The sequence below is a fragment of the Microcoleus sp. T3_D1 genome (assembly GCF_036700405.1).
Taxonomy (GTDB): domain Bacteria; phylum Cyanobacteriota; class Cyanobacteriia; order Cyanobacteriales; family Microcoleaceae; genus Microcoleus.
In genome coordinates this window covers 1-17,251 of sequence record NZ_JAUBOV010000035.1, presented here as the reverse complement: position 1 = coordinate 17,251, position 17,251 = coordinate 1, and the positions used below count along the sequence as shown (strand labels likewise).

The 17,251-nt window shown below is 45.8% G+C and carries 20 protein-coding genes; 13 read left to right on the top strand and 7 right to left on the bottom strand.

All coding sequences use genetic code 11. The features are described 5' to 3' along the window. Positions 1-6: 6 nt before the first annotated feature. From QT992_RS17055 to QT992_RS17000, 12 genes are all read left to right on the top strand, one after another. Positions 7-627 carry a hypothetical protein gene (locus tag QT992_RS17055; RefSeq protein ID WP_333106174.1) on the top strand — a complete coding sequence of 207 codons (621 nt, stop codon included), beginning with the start codon at positions 7-9 and terminating at the stop codon, positions 625-627. Between the two features lie 29 nt (positions 628-656). Next, positions 657-1,616 (top strand): RAMP superfamily CRISPR-associated protein, encoded by a 960-nt coding sequence (locus tag QT992_RS17050; protein WP_333341219.1) that lies wholly within the window; start codon positions 657-659, stop codon positions 1,614-1,616. Further along, positions 1,613-2,080: a hypothetical protein gene (locus QT992_RS17045; RefSeq protein WP_333341222.1), complete on the top strand. Its 468-nt coding sequence runs from the start codon at positions 1,613-1,615 to the stop codon at positions 2,078-2,080. Before QT992_RS17050 ends, QT992_RS17045 begins: the two co-directional genes overlap by 4 nt. Before the next feature lies 1 nt (position 2,081). Further along, positions 2,082-3,161, top strand: coding sequence for an RAMP superfamily CRISPR-associated protein (locus QT992_RS17040; RefSeq protein WP_333341225.1), 1,080 nt, complete (start codon positions 2,082-2,084; stop codon positions 3,159-3,161). 2 nt (positions 3,162-3,163) lie between these two features. Beyond that, positions 3,164-3,805, top strand: coding sequence for a hypothetical protein (locus QT992_RS17035; protein WP_333341226.1), 642 nt, complete (start codon positions 3,164-3,166; stop codon positions 3,803-3,805). A gap of 369 nt (positions 3,806-4,174) precedes the next feature. Next, positions 4,175-4,525, top strand: a complete 351-nt coding sequence (locus QT992_RS17030) for a type II toxin-antitoxin system RelE/ParE family toxin (protein WP_333106180.1) — start codon at positions 4,175-4,177, stop codon at positions 4,523-4,525. Between the two features lie 82 nt (positions 4,526-4,607). Further along, positions 4,608-4,913 carry a transcriptional regulator gene (locus QT992_RS17025; RefSeq protein ID WP_333341229.1) on the top strand — a complete coding sequence of 102 codons (306 nt, stop codon included), beginning with the start codon at positions 4,608-4,610 and terminating at the stop codon, positions 4,911-4,913. A 631-nt stretch (positions 4,914-5,544) separates the two neighbouring features. Continuing rightward, positions 5,545-5,862, top strand: coding sequence for a hypothetical protein (locus tag QT992_RS17020; RefSeq protein WP_333341232.1), 318 nt, complete (start codon positions 5,545-5,547; stop codon positions 5,860-5,862). A 75-nt stretch (positions 5,863-5,937) separates the two neighbouring features. Continuing rightward, positions 5,938-6,336: a helix-turn-helix transcriptional regulator gene (locus tag QT992_RS17015; protein ID WP_333106184.1), complete on the top strand. Its 399-nt coding sequence runs from the start codon at positions 5,938-5,940 to the stop codon at positions 6,334-6,336. Between the two features lie 82 nt (positions 6,337-6,418). Then, positions 6,419-6,916 (top strand): helix-turn-helix transcriptional regulator, encoded by a 498-nt coding sequence (locus QT992_RS17010; protein WP_333106185.1) that lies wholly within the window; start codon positions 6,419-6,421, stop codon positions 6,914-6,916. A gap of 156 nt (positions 6,917-7,072) precedes the next feature. After that, complete coding sequence (locus QT992_RS17005) at positions 7,073-7,384, top strand: helix-turn-helix domain-containing protein (protein WP_333341236.1); 312 nt, start codon at positions 7,073-7,075, stop codon at positions 7,382-7,384. Between the two features lie 278 nt (positions 7,385-7,662). Next, complete coding sequence (locus QT992_RS17000) at positions 7,663-8,862, top strand: glycosyltransferase (protein WP_333341239.1); 1,200 nt, start codon at positions 7,663-7,665, stop codon at positions 8,860-8,862. A gap of 364 nt (positions 8,863-9,226) precedes the next feature. Here QT992_RS17000 and QT992_RS16995 read toward each other — a convergent pair whose 3' ends face one another. The 5 genes from QT992_RS16995 to QT992_RS16975 all read right to left on the bottom strand — a co-directional run bounded on the left by QT992_RS16995 (position 9,227) and on the right by QT992_RS16975 (position 14,951). Continuing rightward, positions 9,227-10,135, bottom strand: coding sequence for a MoxR family ATPase (locus tag QT992_RS16995; protein WP_333313349.1), 909 nt, complete (start codon positions 10,133-10,135; stop codon positions 9,227-9,229). Between the two features lie 294 nt (positions 10,136-10,429). Continuing rightward, complete coding sequence (locus QT992_RS16990; RefSeq protein WP_333341242.1) at positions 10,430-11,650, bottom strand: bifunctional riboflavin kinase/FAD synthetase; 1,221 nt, start codon at positions 11,648-11,650, stop codon at positions 10,430-10,432. Continuing rightward, on the bottom strand, positions 11,643-12,905 hold the full coding sequence (locus tag QT992_RS16985) for an RNA-guided endonuclease TnpB family protein (RefSeq protein WP_333341245.1): 1,263 nt from the start codon (positions 12,903-12,905) through the stop codon (positions 11,643-11,645). The genes QT992_RS16990 and QT992_RS16985 overlap by 8 nt, the downstream gene beginning before the upstream one ends. 328 nt (positions 12,906-13,233) lie before the next feature. Then, positions 13,234-14,136 (bottom strand): MBL fold metallo-hydrolase, encoded by a 903-nt coding sequence (locus QT992_RS16980; RefSeq protein WP_333143739.1) that lies wholly within the window; start codon positions 14,134-14,136, stop codon positions 13,234-13,236. Positions 14,137-14,735: 599 nt separating this feature from the next. Beyond that, positions 14,736-14,951, bottom strand: coding sequence for a hypothetical protein (locus QT992_RS16975; RefSeq protein ID WP_333313345.1), 216 nt, complete (start codon positions 14,949-14,951; stop codon positions 14,736-14,738). A gap of 301 nt (positions 14,952-15,252) precedes the next feature. Between QT992_RS16975 and QT992_RS16970 the strand changes: the two genes are divergently transcribed. After that, on the top strand, positions 15,253-16,203 hold the full coding sequence (locus QT992_RS16970) for a hypothetical protein (protein ID WP_333313344.1): 951 nt from the start codon (positions 15,253-15,255) through the stop codon (positions 16,201-16,203). Between the two features lie 88 nt (positions 16,204-16,291). Here the strand turns inward: QT992_RS16970 and QT992_RS16965 are convergent, their stop codons facing one another. Next, a complete protein-coding gene (locus QT992_RS16965; protein WP_333313422.1) occupies positions 16,292-16,447 on the bottom strand; it encodes a zinc ribbon domain-containing protein in 156 nt (51 codons plus the stop codon). A gap of 94 nt (positions 16,448-16,541) precedes the next feature. Further along, on the bottom strand, positions 16,542-17,251 hold a 710-nt coding region (locus QT992_RS16960), incomplete at its 5' end, for a transposase (protein ID WP_333377359.1).

Genomic DNA, 17,251 nt, shown 5'->3' with positions numbered 1-17,251 from the left:
GTCAATATGAGTTTCAGCAATTATAAAGATATCGGTGAAGTTCTCCAAGAGTTTCAGATTACTTACACTGAAGCTAATTTTATGGGAGAAACTGCATTTAGTATCCCTGACTATTTTCGGGAAGACTTAGCATTTATGATGCGGGAAGCAGTTGTGGACAATTCAGAGTTTGCTGTGTGCGAAAATTTGATCTATCCAGTTCTCAAAGAAGTTTGGAAATCTTATTATACTAAGTTTGTTTTATGGAGCCATAAGTCTCTTACTTACGACCAGAATCTGTGTGGTTTTCCTGAATATATTTTGACTAAACGCTCCCCTTTAGGAAAATTTGTGTTTGGCAAGCCTTATTTTCTATTAGTTGAGGCCAAGCAAGACAAGTTCGATGAAGGCTGGGCGCAGTGCCTAGCTGAAATGTTTGCAGCACAGCGACTTAACAATGAACTTCACGTAATAATTTTTGGTATTGTTTCCAACGGCAAGGATTGGGAGTTTGGTAAATTGGAAGAAACAGTTTTTACAAAAAATATTAACCGCTATTTAATAGAAGAGCTAGATCCACTATTTGCTGCCGTTAACTATGTTTTCCAACAGTGTGAAGTTCAGCTAAATCAGTTAGTAGCCGCTTAATTCCCAACCATCTCTCGACCTACTCAACTATGCACAAACGAATTGTCAACCACTGTACCATTGACTTAACTCTCCTTCCTGACGGGCCGATTCTGATCAAATCTGGTAAAGAAGGAGCCGATCCAACGAAACCAGATATGGAATTTGTCGAGACTTACCACGCAGGAGGGAAGTCAATTTATCTACCGGGAAGCAGTTTGAAAGGTGCTATTCGCGCTCATGCTGAGAGAATTGTCAGAACCCTAGGAAGAGATAGTAATCCTAATGATCCGAAAGTTCTCTGGGCTAACGATCCATTGAATGACAAGCATGATTACTTGAAAAATAAATCATCCAGCGATATTTACAAGTTCTCTTCTTTTACCGATCGCATTTTCGGCAACACTTCAATTGCTAGCAGACTTAGAATCCAAGATGCTCACCCAATTGATAAGAAACAGCTCAAAATTCAAGAACGCAATGGAGTCGCGATCGATCGCGTTTTCGGTTCCGTAGCCGTTGGCCCCTTTAACTACCAAGTCTGCACCGCCGGAGAATTTCGCACTAAAATACATCTCAAAAACTTTTCCTTAGCACAATTAGGCTTGATTGGCTTAGTTTTGCGAGACTTAAATGATGGCTGGTTTGGAATCGGTTTTGCCAAATCTCGCGGTTTGGGGACGGTGACAGTCAAATATAACGAAGCCGTAGTTCAATATCCCGGTTGTAAATTAGATGAAGATACTCGCCAAATTCAACAAATAGTCAAATCCGGTCGATGGGGACACGCTTTCTTGCTGGGCGCAGGAGAATTTTTAGAGACTGAAGAAGCTGCAAGTTATGGCTTTTCTCAACCCGATCGCGAACAAACCCCTATTCCTGCTGAACCGATGGATTTAGGTTTTGGAGTGCAGCTAAAATGGCAAGGCGACGGTGAGACTGGTGTACCGAATTTATTTAAATGTGCAGTTTGTGCTTGGAGTAAGCTTTTAACAGGTACCGCAGCATGAACAAAGGTTTTGTATATGTTCGATCGGGTTTGTCACGAGATGAAGTTAAAGAGTTGCTAGACAAATTAGCAACTGAGGAAAGTTATTATTTTGTGCGATCGCCCCACGCAGTCAGCGGCATTTGTATGAACTTACCCCAAGAATTTCCCGGTTTTGAAGGGCAAATGTTTAATGCCGATCGCGAATTGCGCTGGAAAAAGCAGGGAAGTGCATATCAAGCGTTACTGCTGAGTCGAGTTGAAGCCGATTTAGAAGGATTTGAGCCGATCGGTGAAAATTGGGAATGGTGCGATCGCACGGCTTACTTTCACCCCCTTGACGAACCAAAATTCCCTAAAACTTTTGTCTATAAAGGAGAAAATGATGAAAAGATTGTCTCTAACAATATTAGCATAGGTCAGCGATACTTTCAAGAAAAAAGAACTGCTACCGTTCATTTTGTCGCCCTCACAGTCAGGAGTTAACATGACTACAAATCTCCCACCCAAGCCCCGACGTTCTACACCGCCGCCAAGTAGTCCGGTTTCTAATAATAATCCCGCTGAAACTGGAGAACCTAAACCTTATGAATTAATTAGTTTCCCCAAAGAACGACCGCCAAAAAAACCTCCGGCCGGACATCACCAATATTTGGGCGATCGCCTGCACGGAACTTTGTTTCTCACTCTGAAAGTTCAGACTACTTTGCACGTCTCTACAGGCGTAGTTGTCATGGGTAGCGACATAGGCAGCCGCGTGCCTTTAATCAAAACAATGGTTCAAAATGTTGACCAAAAGTTATCTATTCAAGGTAGTTCTCTCAAAGGCTGCATCCGGTCAGCATACGAAGCCATTACTAACAGCACTTTAGCAGTAATTACATCAAGATACAGAGATAAAATTCCGCAAGAACGCTTGCCATGTAAAAATAAACAAGAACTCTGTCCGGCAAGTCAAGTATTCGGTGCCTTAGATTGGCAAGGGCTAATTGAATTCAGCGATGCTAAATGCGAAAATACAGGCTTTGCTACGGGATTTATGCCATCTTTATATCGTCCCCGTCCCGATCAAAGACGAGCATATTTTGACGCAAGAGGCAACGTAGCAGGGCGCAAGTTTTACTATCACACAATTCGGGCGATCGACAAAGGTCAAAATCAAGGAATTACCGTTCAGCAAGCGGCTAAAGAGTATACTTTTAAAACACAGATACAATTCAAAAACTTAACAGCAGCAGAGTTAGGAACGCTTTTGATTGTGTTGGGGCAAGATCCAAAGTATCCGATCGCCCTCAAGGTAGGCGGCGGGAAGCCGATCGGCATGGGAACAATGACTGTGGAGGTGACAGCGGCGAGGGTGTTGCAGAACAAGGGAGATTTGCGCGATCGCTATTCATCCTACAATCCTCCTGAATCTGACAGCATAACTGGCACAAAATTGCAACAATTTATGCAAAAAAATATTCAAGCTGCTCATTCTAGTTTAGTGCAAGCAACTCAATTGCAACAACTAGCTGAAGTGTTGAAATATCCGACCGATCGCGAACCTCCAACAGGAATGTATTAAAGATGTCGAATACTGAATTAGTGACAGAATCTTTGACCGAAAACCAGTGGGGAATTGCCCACGCGATTGCTCAAACTTTAGTTAAAGAACAAACTGATGTAAATGAATTAGGAAAGGCGATCGCCTATCTCCGCAATGCAGTTAATCAAAATCAAGCTGATGCCAATTCCCGGTTTTTCAAGTATCTTAAAACCCTAGTCGGTAATGGCAGACAAATCGGACACAGTGGCAAAACCACAGATTATTACCGCAGCATCGACAAAGCTTGTAGCGATTGTCTCAAAGGATTTCAAGGGGATGCTAGCACTTTGCTGCAAATTTTAGGTTGGGCATCTCGTTTGATGCGTTACTACAAAGAAGCGGGGCCGATTGGAGAAGTTGTGGCCCCAGTTGTAGAGTCAGCGAGACAAGTTGAAATTGCTAAGGCGATCGGCAGTCATGAGTTTGCAGTGGGTCAAATTGTCGAAGCCAAAGTTACTGCTGTAAAAGGAAACAAGGTGACATATGAAATTCTGGGAACTATCAGGCTAACTGAAAAAGAACCAAAAAAAGCACAATCCCTCTCTGAAGGACAAACGGTTAAGGTGGAAATTTTAGACCTTAAGGAGGATGGCAGTCTTAGAAAAGTCAAATGCTGTGAATAAAAATATTGAGCCTTCCTGAAGGCTGGATGATTTTGGCGTAAGGGTCGTGTTTCGTGCCTACTTTGTCAGAGTTTCGGAAAACAACGAGGGGGTTGTCTCTGCGGATTTCATCCTCTCGCTTTAGCAATGCCAAATATCGAGCGATACCGAGCGTGTTCAGACTGTAATATATAGTGTAATATGAATGGTAGGCTCAGAGTTTAAACTCTAAACCTTGTAAATTTTGATACTTAACATAGGAAACAAATGTATGTATAGGTTGAAACGCCTTAACTTACCTGAATCAACTCTTCAAGCTCCAGCTAGAGCGACTGAATCAACTTTTCAAGCGCCAGATAGAACGTATTTAACAAGAAAAAGGAAAATAACATGGTGGAGATTGAGTTCACTGACGAATTCGAGCGGTGGTGGGAAACACTTGATGCAGAAACGCAAGATTCTATTGCTGTCAAAGTTCGGCTCCTAGAAGAAAAAGGAACGACTCTTGGCTTTCCTCACAGTTCAGGTATCGAGGGCTCTCGTCACGGACGTATGCGAGAACTTCGGGTACAACATAAAACGAAGCCATACCGGATTTTGTATGCCTTCGATCCCCGGAAGGTTGCGGTACTCCTTTTAGGAGGCGACAAAACTGGTAACGATCGCTGGTATAAGAAAAATGTACCGACAGCAGATCGGCTCTATGACCAACTGTTAGAAGAGCTTAGGGAAGAAGGGTAGATATCAGAATAAAGCATTTCTGTAAATTGCACACTCCTCACCACCATAAGGAGCTGAAAGTGGACACAAGTTGATATGAGATATGAGAACAAAGTCTTTTAGTGTATTACGAGAGCGGATGAAGCCAGAGCGAAGGGCAAAAATTGAAAAGCGAGTTCAACTCGCCTTACTTCATCTTACCTTTTTGGAACAGCTAAAGTCGTTGGGTTATGCAGATGAGGAACTGGAAAAAGAACTCAGCAATTTTGATTCCACTTTTTCTGATTTGGATAGCCCAGAGGATATTCAAGTATCTGCCCTCTATGGCTACATCCAAGCTCTTGGTGGGAGTCTAAAATTAGTCGCTAATTTCCCTGACAAGGAAATCGTTCTTGCTCAGTTCGAGTAAGTAATACTCAATAGTATCGACAACAAAAAAGAGTTCGGGAGATTATAATCATCCGGCTCTTTTTTGCAGAGAAGGGCTTGACTTTTATCAAAATGACAGCTATTCTTTAGAAGACTGGAGAGTGAAAATTTTCCAAAGACTTCAACAAGTCTTTCAACTTACCCCGCAAGGGGATGGAAACACGCCTCTAGTATGGTGATTGAACAGTTGATTCAGTTTTCACCTCTTCCCCGCAAGGGGACTTTAATCCATCGAGCTAATTACTTCCCGTACTTTTTCAGACGCGCGATCGCCCTTTCCCAATCCTCCATTCGGTCAAGGGCGATCGCGTCAGCTTAGGAAGAATGTGCGATTTGGGGAACTCAGCACCAAAGGATCTCGCAGGATCTCCCTAATTTGCTGTCGATCGGTCTCTACCGTCCGTCGCTGGTTTACCAGAGGAAGCAACCACCGCCATCCCCAACCGCAAGACTTGCGTCACTTGGCTTTGATGAATTTTCTCTGAGAGCATGATGAAGCTATTCCCCCGGAACTTCGGCAACAACTTTGCTTGCCCAATTCGTAATCTTGCATTTTCACGACACATTTGTTTAGCCTTGACTAAACAAAGCGTTTAGCTTAGACTAAACCAATGTCCTATAAAACTTACAACACCATCCATCCCAACGATCCACCAGGAATACGGCCCCAAATTCTGACAGACTTGCTGGAGTTGGCGAAACTCAGCAAGCATAGCTGCTTGAAAAAAGCCATCGAAATGATTTCGGATTTACAAGCCAACGGTATGAATTGCAGATACAAAAAGCATTTAGGAGGGCCGATTTACGAACTCAAATCTCGGGCAGAAGAAGGTGGCGCACGAGTTATTTTTTCCAAATTTCTCACACAGAATTTGCTCTCTGTCGCGCTGAGTGCAAAACAGAAGATGCTGCTAGTGCTGCATTCCTAAATTGGACAGCCGAAGTTATCCAAGCAGCGCGGAATGGCATACAAGTGTTAGTATAAACTAACCGAGGTAAAAAATATGACAAAAATTGATGGCAAAGCAAGCGATTTATTGGCGGCACTCCTAGCCGAACCAGAAGCAATGGTAGATGTCAATCCTCCTGAAACTCTCAAACCTACTACGGCAGAGGAATTACAACAAAAATTAGAATATTTTCTCATTTTAGATAGTTTGGGAGAATTGCTGCAAAAAATTCGCAACTCTCGCGGATTGACAGTTAGAGAAATGGCTCGCGAAGTGCAAAAAAGCCCTGGAAGGATATCTCAAATTGAGGGAACGCGCGATCGCATAGAGTTGAAAACTCTGGCGGAATATGCCAATGAGTTAGGCTATGATGTCCAAATTGCTCTCATTCCGCGAAACGATCGCCAACCAGCTCTTTTTGCTCCGATTCCTCTGTCGCAAGCGAGCGCCTAAATAAAAAAGCGATCGCGCGCTGCTATTTTGCCCTTCACCCGATTTGTGGCATTCTATATCTGAAAACCTCACAAAACACCGCATGAAGGAGGGCAGCAAGTACCAGTCGCTCTTAGATTATCTGCGCGAAAATCGCCATCTCGACGAAGTAACCCTCAACTTCGCCGAAATAGAGGCATTACTAAACAACGCCCTCCCCCCTTCCGCACGCACTCAACAAGCTTGGTGGAGCAACCGCAAAAAGGGCGCTCTGCAAGCTACCGCTTGGATGGAGGCAGGATATCGGGTGGAAACAGTCGATTTCGACGCACAACGGGTAACATTTCGCAAGTTAATCCAGAAAATTCAGGTTCAGCAGGCGGGCGATCGGGTGCAGTGGAATGGCGAACTCATCAACGCATTGCGTCTCCATATGGGGTTGACACAAGCAGAATTTGCAGAACGGTTGGGGGTTGACCAGAGGACTGTAAGTAAATGGGAGAACGGACAGTCACCAGCTCGTTCCACGCTAAAACATCTGAATTTAGTCGCCGAAGTAGCTGGTTTCAGCTTTAGGGCAGAATCTAAAAACACAGATTAAGTTGTTGACATTTTACAATTTTAAGTTGTATATTGTTAGAGTAAGGCTTAGCTAGGCGATTGTCAAGTGCGATCGCGCCAAAAAACAAAGCCCCCAAAAAAAAAGCCAGCGCCGCAAATTTGGCACTGGCCGATTCAAAATTAAAAAATCACCTCTATGATACACCATTCTTTGAGGCCTCGCCCGATTACCGATCGAGAAAAACGAATCATTCAGCTTTACGCTGACTGTCAACTGGCGATGACTCCGCAGCAATTCTACGCAAAATGGGATGTCCCGCAAGAAGCTCTAGCTCTCATTTGCTGTCGATCGCTTTCTACTGTGCGTCGCTGGTTTACCAGGGGAGGCAAGCACCGCCATCCCCAACTGCACGACTTGCGTCACCTCGCCTTGATGAATTTTCTGTTAGAGCATTTTGAAGCGATTCCCCCAGAACTTCGGCAACAACTTTGCTTAGCCAATTCGTAATCTTGCATTTTTTTCTAGCCACCTGACAAAGTAGGTGGCTTTAATTTCGCCCCCTATAATTAAGCTGAGACAATCCCTGACAAAAAACAGATTTTTTTGTTGGGGAATTCGGTAGGCATTTCAGTGTTTATAAAACCATTGATGCCCTTATCTTAAATCGCGAACCAATCCATCAAAACATAACAGAATAAATAACCCCACCCAAAATCCTGTCTTGACTTCAATCGATTAAAGGCTAAACTAATATAGAGTTTTACCATAAAAGTTTATCCCCGTTCATGAACATCGCTTATCTAGTTAACCAATATCCCAAAGTCAGCCACAGCTTTGTCCGCAGAGAAGTTATAGCCGTTGAAAATTGCGGCCTGAAAGTCGCACGCTTTTCGATCCGATCCTGCGAGTCAGAACTCGTTGATGAGGCCGACAAACTAGAGCAAGAATTGACTAAAGTAATCTTAGGAGTTGGCGTACAGGGGTTAGCGTGGGCTTTGCTGCGCGTTGCCGCAACTAGACCCATTCGATTCATCGAAGCTGTGCGGTTAATGTTCAAAGTTGGCTGGCACTCGGAACGGGGGATTTTGCTGCATCTAGCTTATTTAGCAGAAGCTTGCATTCTTTTAAATTGGTTTGCCGAATCCGGTACAACACACGTTCACGCTCACTTCGGGACAAATTCGACAACAGTCGCAATGCTGTGCCGCGTACTTGGCGGCCCGACTTACAGTTTCACCGTTCACGGCCCTGAAGAATTTGATAAAGCCACACTTCTTTCCTTAGACGAAAAAATTAAGCGATCGACCTTTGTAGCAGCAGTTAGTTCCTTCGGTAAAAGTCAGCTTTTTCGGTGGTGCGATCGCACTTTTTGGTCAAAAATTCACGTCATACACTGCGGCGTAGATGCTGCATTTTTAACTGCACCCTACGTCCCCATACCCGCAGCACCCCGCTTAGCTTGCATTGGCCGGCTCAGCGAACAAAAAGGTCATTTGTTATTGCTAGAAGCTGCTAGCAAGTTAGCAGTTCAAGGCTTAGAGTTTAAGTTGGTACTCGTAGGAGACGGGCCGCTGCGATCGGATATTGAACAGCAGATTCTGCAACTCGGCCTGCAAAACCATATAGAAATTACCGGCTGGGCTAGTGGCGATCGAGTTCAGCAAGAGATTTTAGCTTCACGGGCAATGGTATTGCCTAGTTTTGCTGAAGGTTTGCCCGTTGTAATTATGGAAGCCCTCGCTCTCAATCGGCCCGTAATTAGCACCTATGTTGCTGGCATCCCGGAACTCGTAGAACCCGGTGTTTGCGGTTGGTTAGTTCCTCCCGGTTCCGCAGAAGCATTAGCCGTAGCGATGCGCGCGGTATTGGAAGCACCTCTAGAAAAGCTAGAACAAATGGGAAAAACAGGAGCAGAGAGAGTTGCTCAACAACACAATGTCGATTTAGAGGCAAAGAAATTAGTGGCGCTGTTTGAGAGTGCTTGAGAATGGTGCAAAACCTATGGATTAACTGACATTTTGCACCATTATTAATAAGTCTTTCAAGGGTGGGCAGGATGCCCAACCCCTACTCCCCACAGGAAAATTAATTGTTTGTGGAACAGGCCGGAAAGCCTGTTCCTTGAATTAAGCTGTAATTGTTTGTGGAACAGGCCGGAAAGCCTGTTTCTTGAATTAAGCTGTAATTCTTTATTGTTTGTGGAACAGGCCGGAAAGCCTGTTCCTTTAATTAAGCTGTAATTGTTTGTGGAACAGGCCGGAAAGCCTGTTCCTTTAATTAAGCTGTAATTGTTTGTGGAACAGACATCTTGCCTGTTCCTTTAATTAAAGCAACCTACTTACAAACTTTTTAAGGAATAGGAACTGATCGCAACAACTTGTCAACAATCGTCTTAGCCCTCCTTCCGCCCGCCGGAATCAACCTGTGAGAAAGTACGTGCGGTGCCAAATATTTCACATCATCAGGAGTCCCATAATCCCGGCCCTCCATAAACGCCAAAGCCTGCAACGCCCGGTGCAAAGCCACCGCACCCCGGGGACTCACCCCCAGAGTAATCTCCTCATCTTCCCGCGTCGATCGCACCAAATCTACAATATACTGTTTCAAAGAGCCTTCCACCTTCACAGCAGCGCACAAACGACGCAATTCCTGCACTTCTTCCAAAGAAATACAAGGCTGCAAATCTTCAACAGCAAAACTATCAGAAAGCCGTTCCAACATTTGCAACTCTTCCAACGCAGCGGGATAGCCCAAAGTCAAAGACAAAGTAAACCGATCCATCTGCGCTTCCGGTAGCGGAAAAGTGCCTTGATATTCGATCGGGTTCTGAGTCGCAATCACAAAAAACGGCGTCGGAACATTTCGAGAAACTCCATCTACTGTCACCTGCTTTTCTTCCATCACTTCCAGCAAAGCTGACTGAGTTCGCGGCGTCGCCCGATTGATTTCATCGGCAAGCAAAACATTAGCAAAAACTGGCCCGGGCAAAAACTCAAACTCTCCGCTGCGCGGATTCCAAATATTAGTACCCGTGATATCCGTCGGTAACAAATCGGGAGTGCACTGAATCCGCTGAAACTTCCCATCGATCGATCGCGCCAAAGACTTCGCCAGCAGCGTTTTTCCCACACCCGGCACGTCTTCCAGCAGCGCGTGCCCGCCCGAAAGCACGGCTACCAGCACCAAGCGAATAGCATCCGCTTTGCCGACCATAGTTTTGCCTAGATTTTGTTTGAGCCGCTCAATATGTTGTCTCATATCCCTGATTTCTAATTACTAATTGCTAATTGCTAGTTGCTAATTGTTGAAAAGATATCAAGATTGCCAAATTCTTGAGTCTTTGCCTTGCGGACTTCGGATTTGTACAAGTAGAATTTAGTCTGACTCATCTTGCACCATTTTTAAAACCGATCGCCCGTTCTAGATCGCATAATTATTAGACTTTAGCAGCTATAGCGGTTCTCAAGCGTGGTGAGGTATGGGGACGAGTCCTATGCCCTATGCCCTATGCCCTATGCCCTATGCCCTATGCCCTATGCCCTATGCCCAAGGCTATAATACGCTTCTAGCAATATCACAATCTGCCTGAATTTGAGTTTTGAGAGCTTCCAGAGACGCGAATTTTTGTTCGGGTCGCAAAAACTCTACCAAACTCGCGCTCAAGGTTTGACCGTACAAATCCCCAGACCAATCTAACAGGTGAACTTCCACAGTGGGTTGCAGGCCGTCTACTGTCGGGCGGCAACCAACATTCATCACCCCATTGACAAAAGATAAATTTGATGCTGTGCCGGGAATTAGAGAGTTGGGATTTTCCCGCTGATAGGAAGAACTTTCCTCTTTCATCTTTTCCCCTCCCTGCTTCACCGAGACTCGCACCGCGTACACGCCAAAACGTGGCAAAAATTTTTCCGGCGGCAGTTCGATATTAGCAGTAGGAAATCCGATCGTCCTACCCAGCCGCTGTCCCCCAACCACAGTCCCGACTAAACTGTAAGGTCGCCCCAGCAACTGATTCGCTCTTGTGAGGTCGCCGGATGCCAGACCTTCGCGGATTGCAGAACTGCTGATCCGATCGCCCTCACCGCAATTGTGCAGGGGTACAAGAGCAACATCAATACCGTAACCAGAGGCGATCGACTGCAAATCCACAGCCGTCCCAGCGCGTCCCCGTCCAAACCGAAAATCAACCCCCACACTAATTCGACTCGCTTTTAGTTGTCGCACCAAAATTTCCTCGACAAACTCAGAAGCAGTCAAAGCCGCAAGTTCTCGATCGAACGGCAGCAGCACAAGTTGCTCGACGCCCATTGCTGCGAGCAATTCTACCTTTTCTGCCAGAGGTGTCAGCAGTTTTTTCGGTTGACCCGTAAAGAATTCTTGCGGGTGGGGATCGAATGTCACCACAGTGCCGTAAAGCCGATCGACCCCATCAGAATCGATCCCAGAGAGGCTGTTGCCCTCTGCCCTTGTCTGCCCTATCAAACCATCGAAATTATGGCTGCTGCAGGCTCGATCGGGCGGTGCTGCTGAGTCATTGTCGCAGGTCGCCAGATGTTCTGTTTCCAAATTTTGATCTCTGCCAGCGTTGGAGAGCAAGTTTGGCCCCGACGCAATAACCGTCGCAGAATTTTGCCCAGGCGATCGATTTAAAATTGGCTGCACGACTTGTCGATGCCCTAGGTGCAAACCATCAAAGTTTCCCAAGGCAACAGAAGTTGGAGTCAGAGCAGCGCTACAAGAAGAAGTTACCGTTCTGAAAAACTTACCCATAGCTACCCAAATCTAGAGATAGCTGGACAGGAGTGCTTGTGGTGTTAACTTCCTGTTTCACAGTAGCGACAACATGACTGCTGTCGGGTTTGTCTACTCCGCAGGCTGACACGGTGGAACTCACCGCCAATTCTGAACGTTCTGGAATAAATATTCCTTCAAACCAACGTTCTATATTTTTCGACGCATTCAAGTCACGGTCTTGAATATTTCCACAACTGGGACATTCAAAGGCTCGGACTCTTAATGGCATTTTATGCCGATGATTACAGCAATTTGAACAGATTTGACTGCTAGGAAAGAATCGATCTATGAGCGTCAGTTTTGAGTTAAACTTTTCGGTTTTATATTCAAGTTGACGTTTGAACTCGTACATTCCGCAGTCGGCGATTGCACCAGCTAACTTGTGGTTCTTCAAAAATGCCTTAACATTCAAATCTTCAATCTTCACCTCACTGTGGTTTTTGGCGAGGTAAGTTGTTAGCTTATGAATAGCATCTTTTCGGATGTTTGACACTTTTAGGTGCAGCTTAGCTAGTTTAGCGATTGCCTTTTTGCGGTTGTTAGACCCTTTGACTCGCGCACAGACACGCCGTTGCAGACGTTTCATTTTACGGTTCATCCGACGATAGGCTTTAGGGTTGGCAAAGACTTCGCCGTTAGAACAAACAGCTAGCTGCTTGATGCCGATATCAACTCCGACGGTAGGACGGTCAGGTAGAGTTGCGGGCTGCTCAATTTCGTATTTAAAAGCAATGAACCATCTGTCAGCTTTTCGACTGATTACGCAGTTGTGAACTGCCGTAATTGGTAATGGTTCGTGTAGCCTAACCCAGCCAATCTTAGGTAACTTGACACGCTTGCCGTCGTTATTAATTCCTGGCTTTGCTTTGGTTCCTTGTTCTAGGTAGAAGGAGTCCCCCGATACACCTTTCTTTTTGAATCTAGGTTGTTTAGATACCTTTTTGAAGCATCTATCCCAAGCTGTTCTCAATTCAGTCAGAGCCTGTTGTGGGCTTGCCTTGGAAGATTCGTAATACCAGGGATGCTCATGTTTGACTTCTGCCACTAAACGCTTGTGTAGATCAATTGCAGAAGGGATCTTAATAGTTTTATCCGTCTTCCTGAGTGTCAATGTTTCAAGGATGATTGAATTTGCCCAGTTGTAAGCGTGTCTTGCTACTCCGCAATGCTGCCGAAATCTAGTCACCTGTTTGTTATTAGGTTTTAATTCCGTCTTGAAACTAAGTAACATTTGCTTTTACCTCATTTCTGCCTTACTCTTATTGTATGCGGAATTAATACGGAACAACAAAATGCCTAGAAAAAAGATTTACAGCGAGCCTAAGCGTAAGGTCAACCTCAGCCTAACCGAGACTGCTACTAAGTGGCTAGAGGAAAAACGAGTTCAGCTTACCGCAAGCAGTCTTAGTGACGTTATCGAGAGACTTGCTAGAGAGTTACCCAACAATTCCATCAATGAGTAACTTTGTCTAAGAATCACGTTACAGCTTTAAACCCCTAACTTAAATTTGAGATTTCCGACCTCAAGATTTCAGAACCATCTGGCAATCTCACATCCATCAGACAGACACTTGAGGCGCTTGCACCAACGCTTCAGACAAATCGTTATCAGGAGGCAGCAATTGTAACGACAAACCTTCCCGCGCCATCAAACTATTCGGGAACCTTTGAGCCACTTCTTCTCCCACCCTGTCTAAAAACTCGTCATTGTGCAGCGGGTCGTGGTGAAAAATCACCAACTTTTTGACATTAGCAGCCTTTGCCACCTTCACCGCTTCCTGCCAAGTCGAATGTCCCCAGCCGACCTTGCTGCTCTTCGGGGCATAATACTCCTCATCGGTATAAGTAGCGTCGTAGATCAGCACATCAGCATCCTGAGCTAAATACAGCACATTGTCGTCTAAACGATCGGGAAAATGTTCGGTATCAGTCACGTAAGCAGCCGAATACCCCCGCCAGTTTACGCGGTAGCCTATAGCTTCGCCCGGATGGTTGAGCAAAGCAGTTTCCACCTTAATCTCTCCGATTTCCAGCGGTTTGCCCACTTCTATATCGTTAAATTTCAGGTCTGCCCCCATAATTTGCAGGGGTACCGGAAAATTGGGGTGCAGCATCTGGTCGTGGAGGCGCTGCTGGATAGTAGCCTTATTAGGAGCAATAGCCCCATAGATGTGAAAGCAGTTCCCAGGAATAAAAGCTGGGACAAAAAATGGGAATCCTTGAATGTGATCCCAGTGAGAGTGAGTAAAAAACATATGAGCTTTTACGGGCATCTGGGACAGGAGAGTTTGTCCCAAAACCCGCAATCCAGTACCGCCATCGAAAATTAGGCGACTGTCACCCACTCGCATTTCTACACAGGGCGTGTTGCCCCCGTAACGTACTGTTTCTGCTCCGGGAGACGCTATGCTACCTCTAACGCCCCAGAAGTGAACCGTGAATTGGTTGTGCATACTAGACATGGGTTTTCTTGCAAGATTGTTCCGGCGAGTTATCGATAAGGTGTTTACATATTACTAAGGGCTTTACCATCAAACCCAAGTTCTTTGACGGTCGAGTTCCCCACTTGTTGAAAGTGCCAAGAGTCTCGCTCATCGCGAGAATGCAAAACTGTTGGGCTTGACAACTGAGCAATAAATTACAAGGTAGACTAATCAAGTCTCGATCGTAACTATTCTTTTCGTCTCTTCACTAGCCTAACCTCCGCAGACACACTTTGGGGCAGCAGTTCTGTCTGAGTTTGGTCAAAAGCCGCTGTTTGTTCCAGCCTCCGCACTTGCCGAACCCGATCGCGCGGTTGCTTGTTTGCCCTGCTGCTTTACGGGTTGGAACGCGGATGATGGCTTTCCTGCTATCTAGTCCGGTTTAGCGACCATAATATGCAGGTGTCGGGGCTGTTTTGCGCCGATATCTGGCTGATGTTGCCGATCGGGCGTGAACGTGCCTCTACAAGAAGGAGGGTTAATTTACCCGACTTGAGATGCTCCCGCCATTTAACCCCTGCCCATGAGCATCAGGGACTCCTTTTTAGCAGAACCCGGTTTAATTAACTCAACTCCCATTAATTCCAAAATCTTAGCAGTTTAGGAATGCTTCTGCTATTAATTATCAACCCATACTGTCTGGATTGTCGGCTCGCCCAGAGGCGGCGGTTCGTCCAGCTAGCGGTCAAGCTGAACCCAGCCTCATCTGACACCGGGGTAGCAGCGACATCCCCAGCCACCGGGCAAAAGGCTAAATTTTCGTCGTGCATTTCTTGGCGGACGAATTGAATCACTCAAAATTCCCCTATTTTCGGAAATTAAAAAATTTCGAGTTTTTGCCATCATGCCAACTCCGATCGCCCAAGGGCCTCAAGAGTGATTCAGAAATATTCCCTGTTAACCTGTGGTGCTTTTCTCAACAATCTTCAATAGCTCTATCTTTGGTAAGGATTTCTCGGAATTTGGCGCAGTTGCGGTACTGGCCACGGGTTTGAATTTCGGGTATCATAGAGTCTTAGACTCTTGTTTGCCGAGAATCTAAATCACTGCTAAAAAAGCCTCGATAACTTTAAGTTATTTTTCAAAAAAGTCAGTATGAATCAAGTTAAAAAAACTACAACCAAGCTGAATAGATCGCCTGTGAAAGTGTCCGATCGCACTTTGGAACTCGGTAATCTCCCCTTGAGCGACCTGTCTGTAGAAATGACGGATGGCCAAGCTTTGAGGAAATTTAGTTCCGACGATCGCCCGCCGGGAACCCCAACAGCCACAGGCCGGACTGCCGAAACAATGCGCCGGAGGGTAGATGGCAAGAGCGAGTGGGCCCGATCGCCTGTGGTTTCTACTGCGTTTCTCAAGTGGCTGCTAGAGAGTTTGACTCGATCGAAAGGTTGGCTGGCAGTTGTCACCCTGGCAGCAGTTTGGGGGTGGTGGAACAGTCAGTTACTGTTTTCCACAGGCCTGGGGATAGCAGCGATGATGCTGGTTTACCGAGGGCAGTCGTGGGACTGGCAATTGCTGCGAGCAAAAGGCGAGCAATTTTGGGAAGGCCCGAACCGCCGCTTCGTTTTAGCCGTCGGCACCGGCGGCATTGCTACCTTGGGCGCTTACATGAGTTTGGCGATTTGGGCGGACTCAAGCAGCCACTGGATGGCTTTGAGCCTAATTTTGCAGAATTTGGGCACGATCGCGATTGCAGGACTGTTGCTGCGGCAAGGGTTGAGTCTGGGGGCCGCAAAAGATGAAGTGGTGCTCGATCGCATCTTGGCGGATTTGACTGATGCTGACCCCGTGAAGCGTTTGATTGCAGTGCGGCAAATGACCGATTTGGTGAATCAGGGTGGGTTTGGCCCTGTGAGCTCTGTCAAAAGTTCGTTAGCGAAGCCCTCGCAGAGGATCGCCCGTTCCCGCGCTGCCGAGTGCTTTCGCCTGATGCTGAGTCGGGAACCAGAAGCTTTAGTCCGCAATGCCCTTCTCGAAGGTTTGCAGACTTGGGACGCTACTTATGGCTTTGTTGCTTCGGACAAATTATCTAAACTTATCTAAAGCTATCTTTAGATAATCCGAGTTTACTTCCTACGCTATTGGGCCCAACGTAGTGGAGGGAGTCGGCTATCCCCCTGGCTGCCGAGGGTTAAGAGTTCAAAATATTAACGCTTGCATTCCAACAATTGCGATCGATATATCTACCACAACCAGGACAATAATAAGTCCGAACGCCCAGTGGCATATCTTTTTTATTCCCACAATTTGAGCTTGTTTTAGAACATCGAGTAAACGCATCTTTCAAGTCAATCAAAGCATTTTGGTAGACTCGGCTAGACAACCGATTTATCTAAGCGAATTCAGGTTGCTTCTTGAGGTAGTTGTTGACACTCCCCGTGCTAAAGCAGCGGGGATTCTCCGGAAATTAATCCGGATATCCTTTTTTCTGGATAACCGCTTTCTACATTAGATAACTGCGAGTTAACCGATAAATTAAGGTTCCTAGGCTCAACCCACTTAGGGATTGATATTTCCAAAGGCGTTACTTTCCCGCAGTCCGCAGGTAGTCTTTTTTGATTACGCGGAAATGATAAACCGCTTTTCTTGGCTATTTTCCTAGAGGCTCCTGTATCAGCGTGTTCAGCATAACCACAGGCGCGACACACGAACTTTTCTCCGTCTCGGTTGCCTTTCTCTGTATGTCCACATTTAGGACACTCTTGAGAAGTGTGTCGGGGGTTAACTGCAAATACAGGCTTGCCAGACTTCGCAGCTAGCCACGCTATTTTTCCAAAAATATCCCCCCAAGCACAATCTAGGATTCTTTTATTAAGTCCACTCTTGGCAGCAGCACCATTCTTCCTATAACCTCCTTTTCCATCGTGCGATTGTTTGGCGCGTTTAACCATGTTGGTTATTTTTAGGTTTTCTTGCGCTACAGCATCAGCCGTTTTAACTATCTTATCGGCAGCTTTCCAGTTATATCCGTCTCTTTTTTGGGTTAGCTTGTGTTGGGTTTGAGACAGCTTGATCTGTGCTTTTTTCCTGTTGCTAGAGCCTTTTTGCTTGCGACTGGCAGCACGATTTCTTATCGCTAATCGTCGAGCTG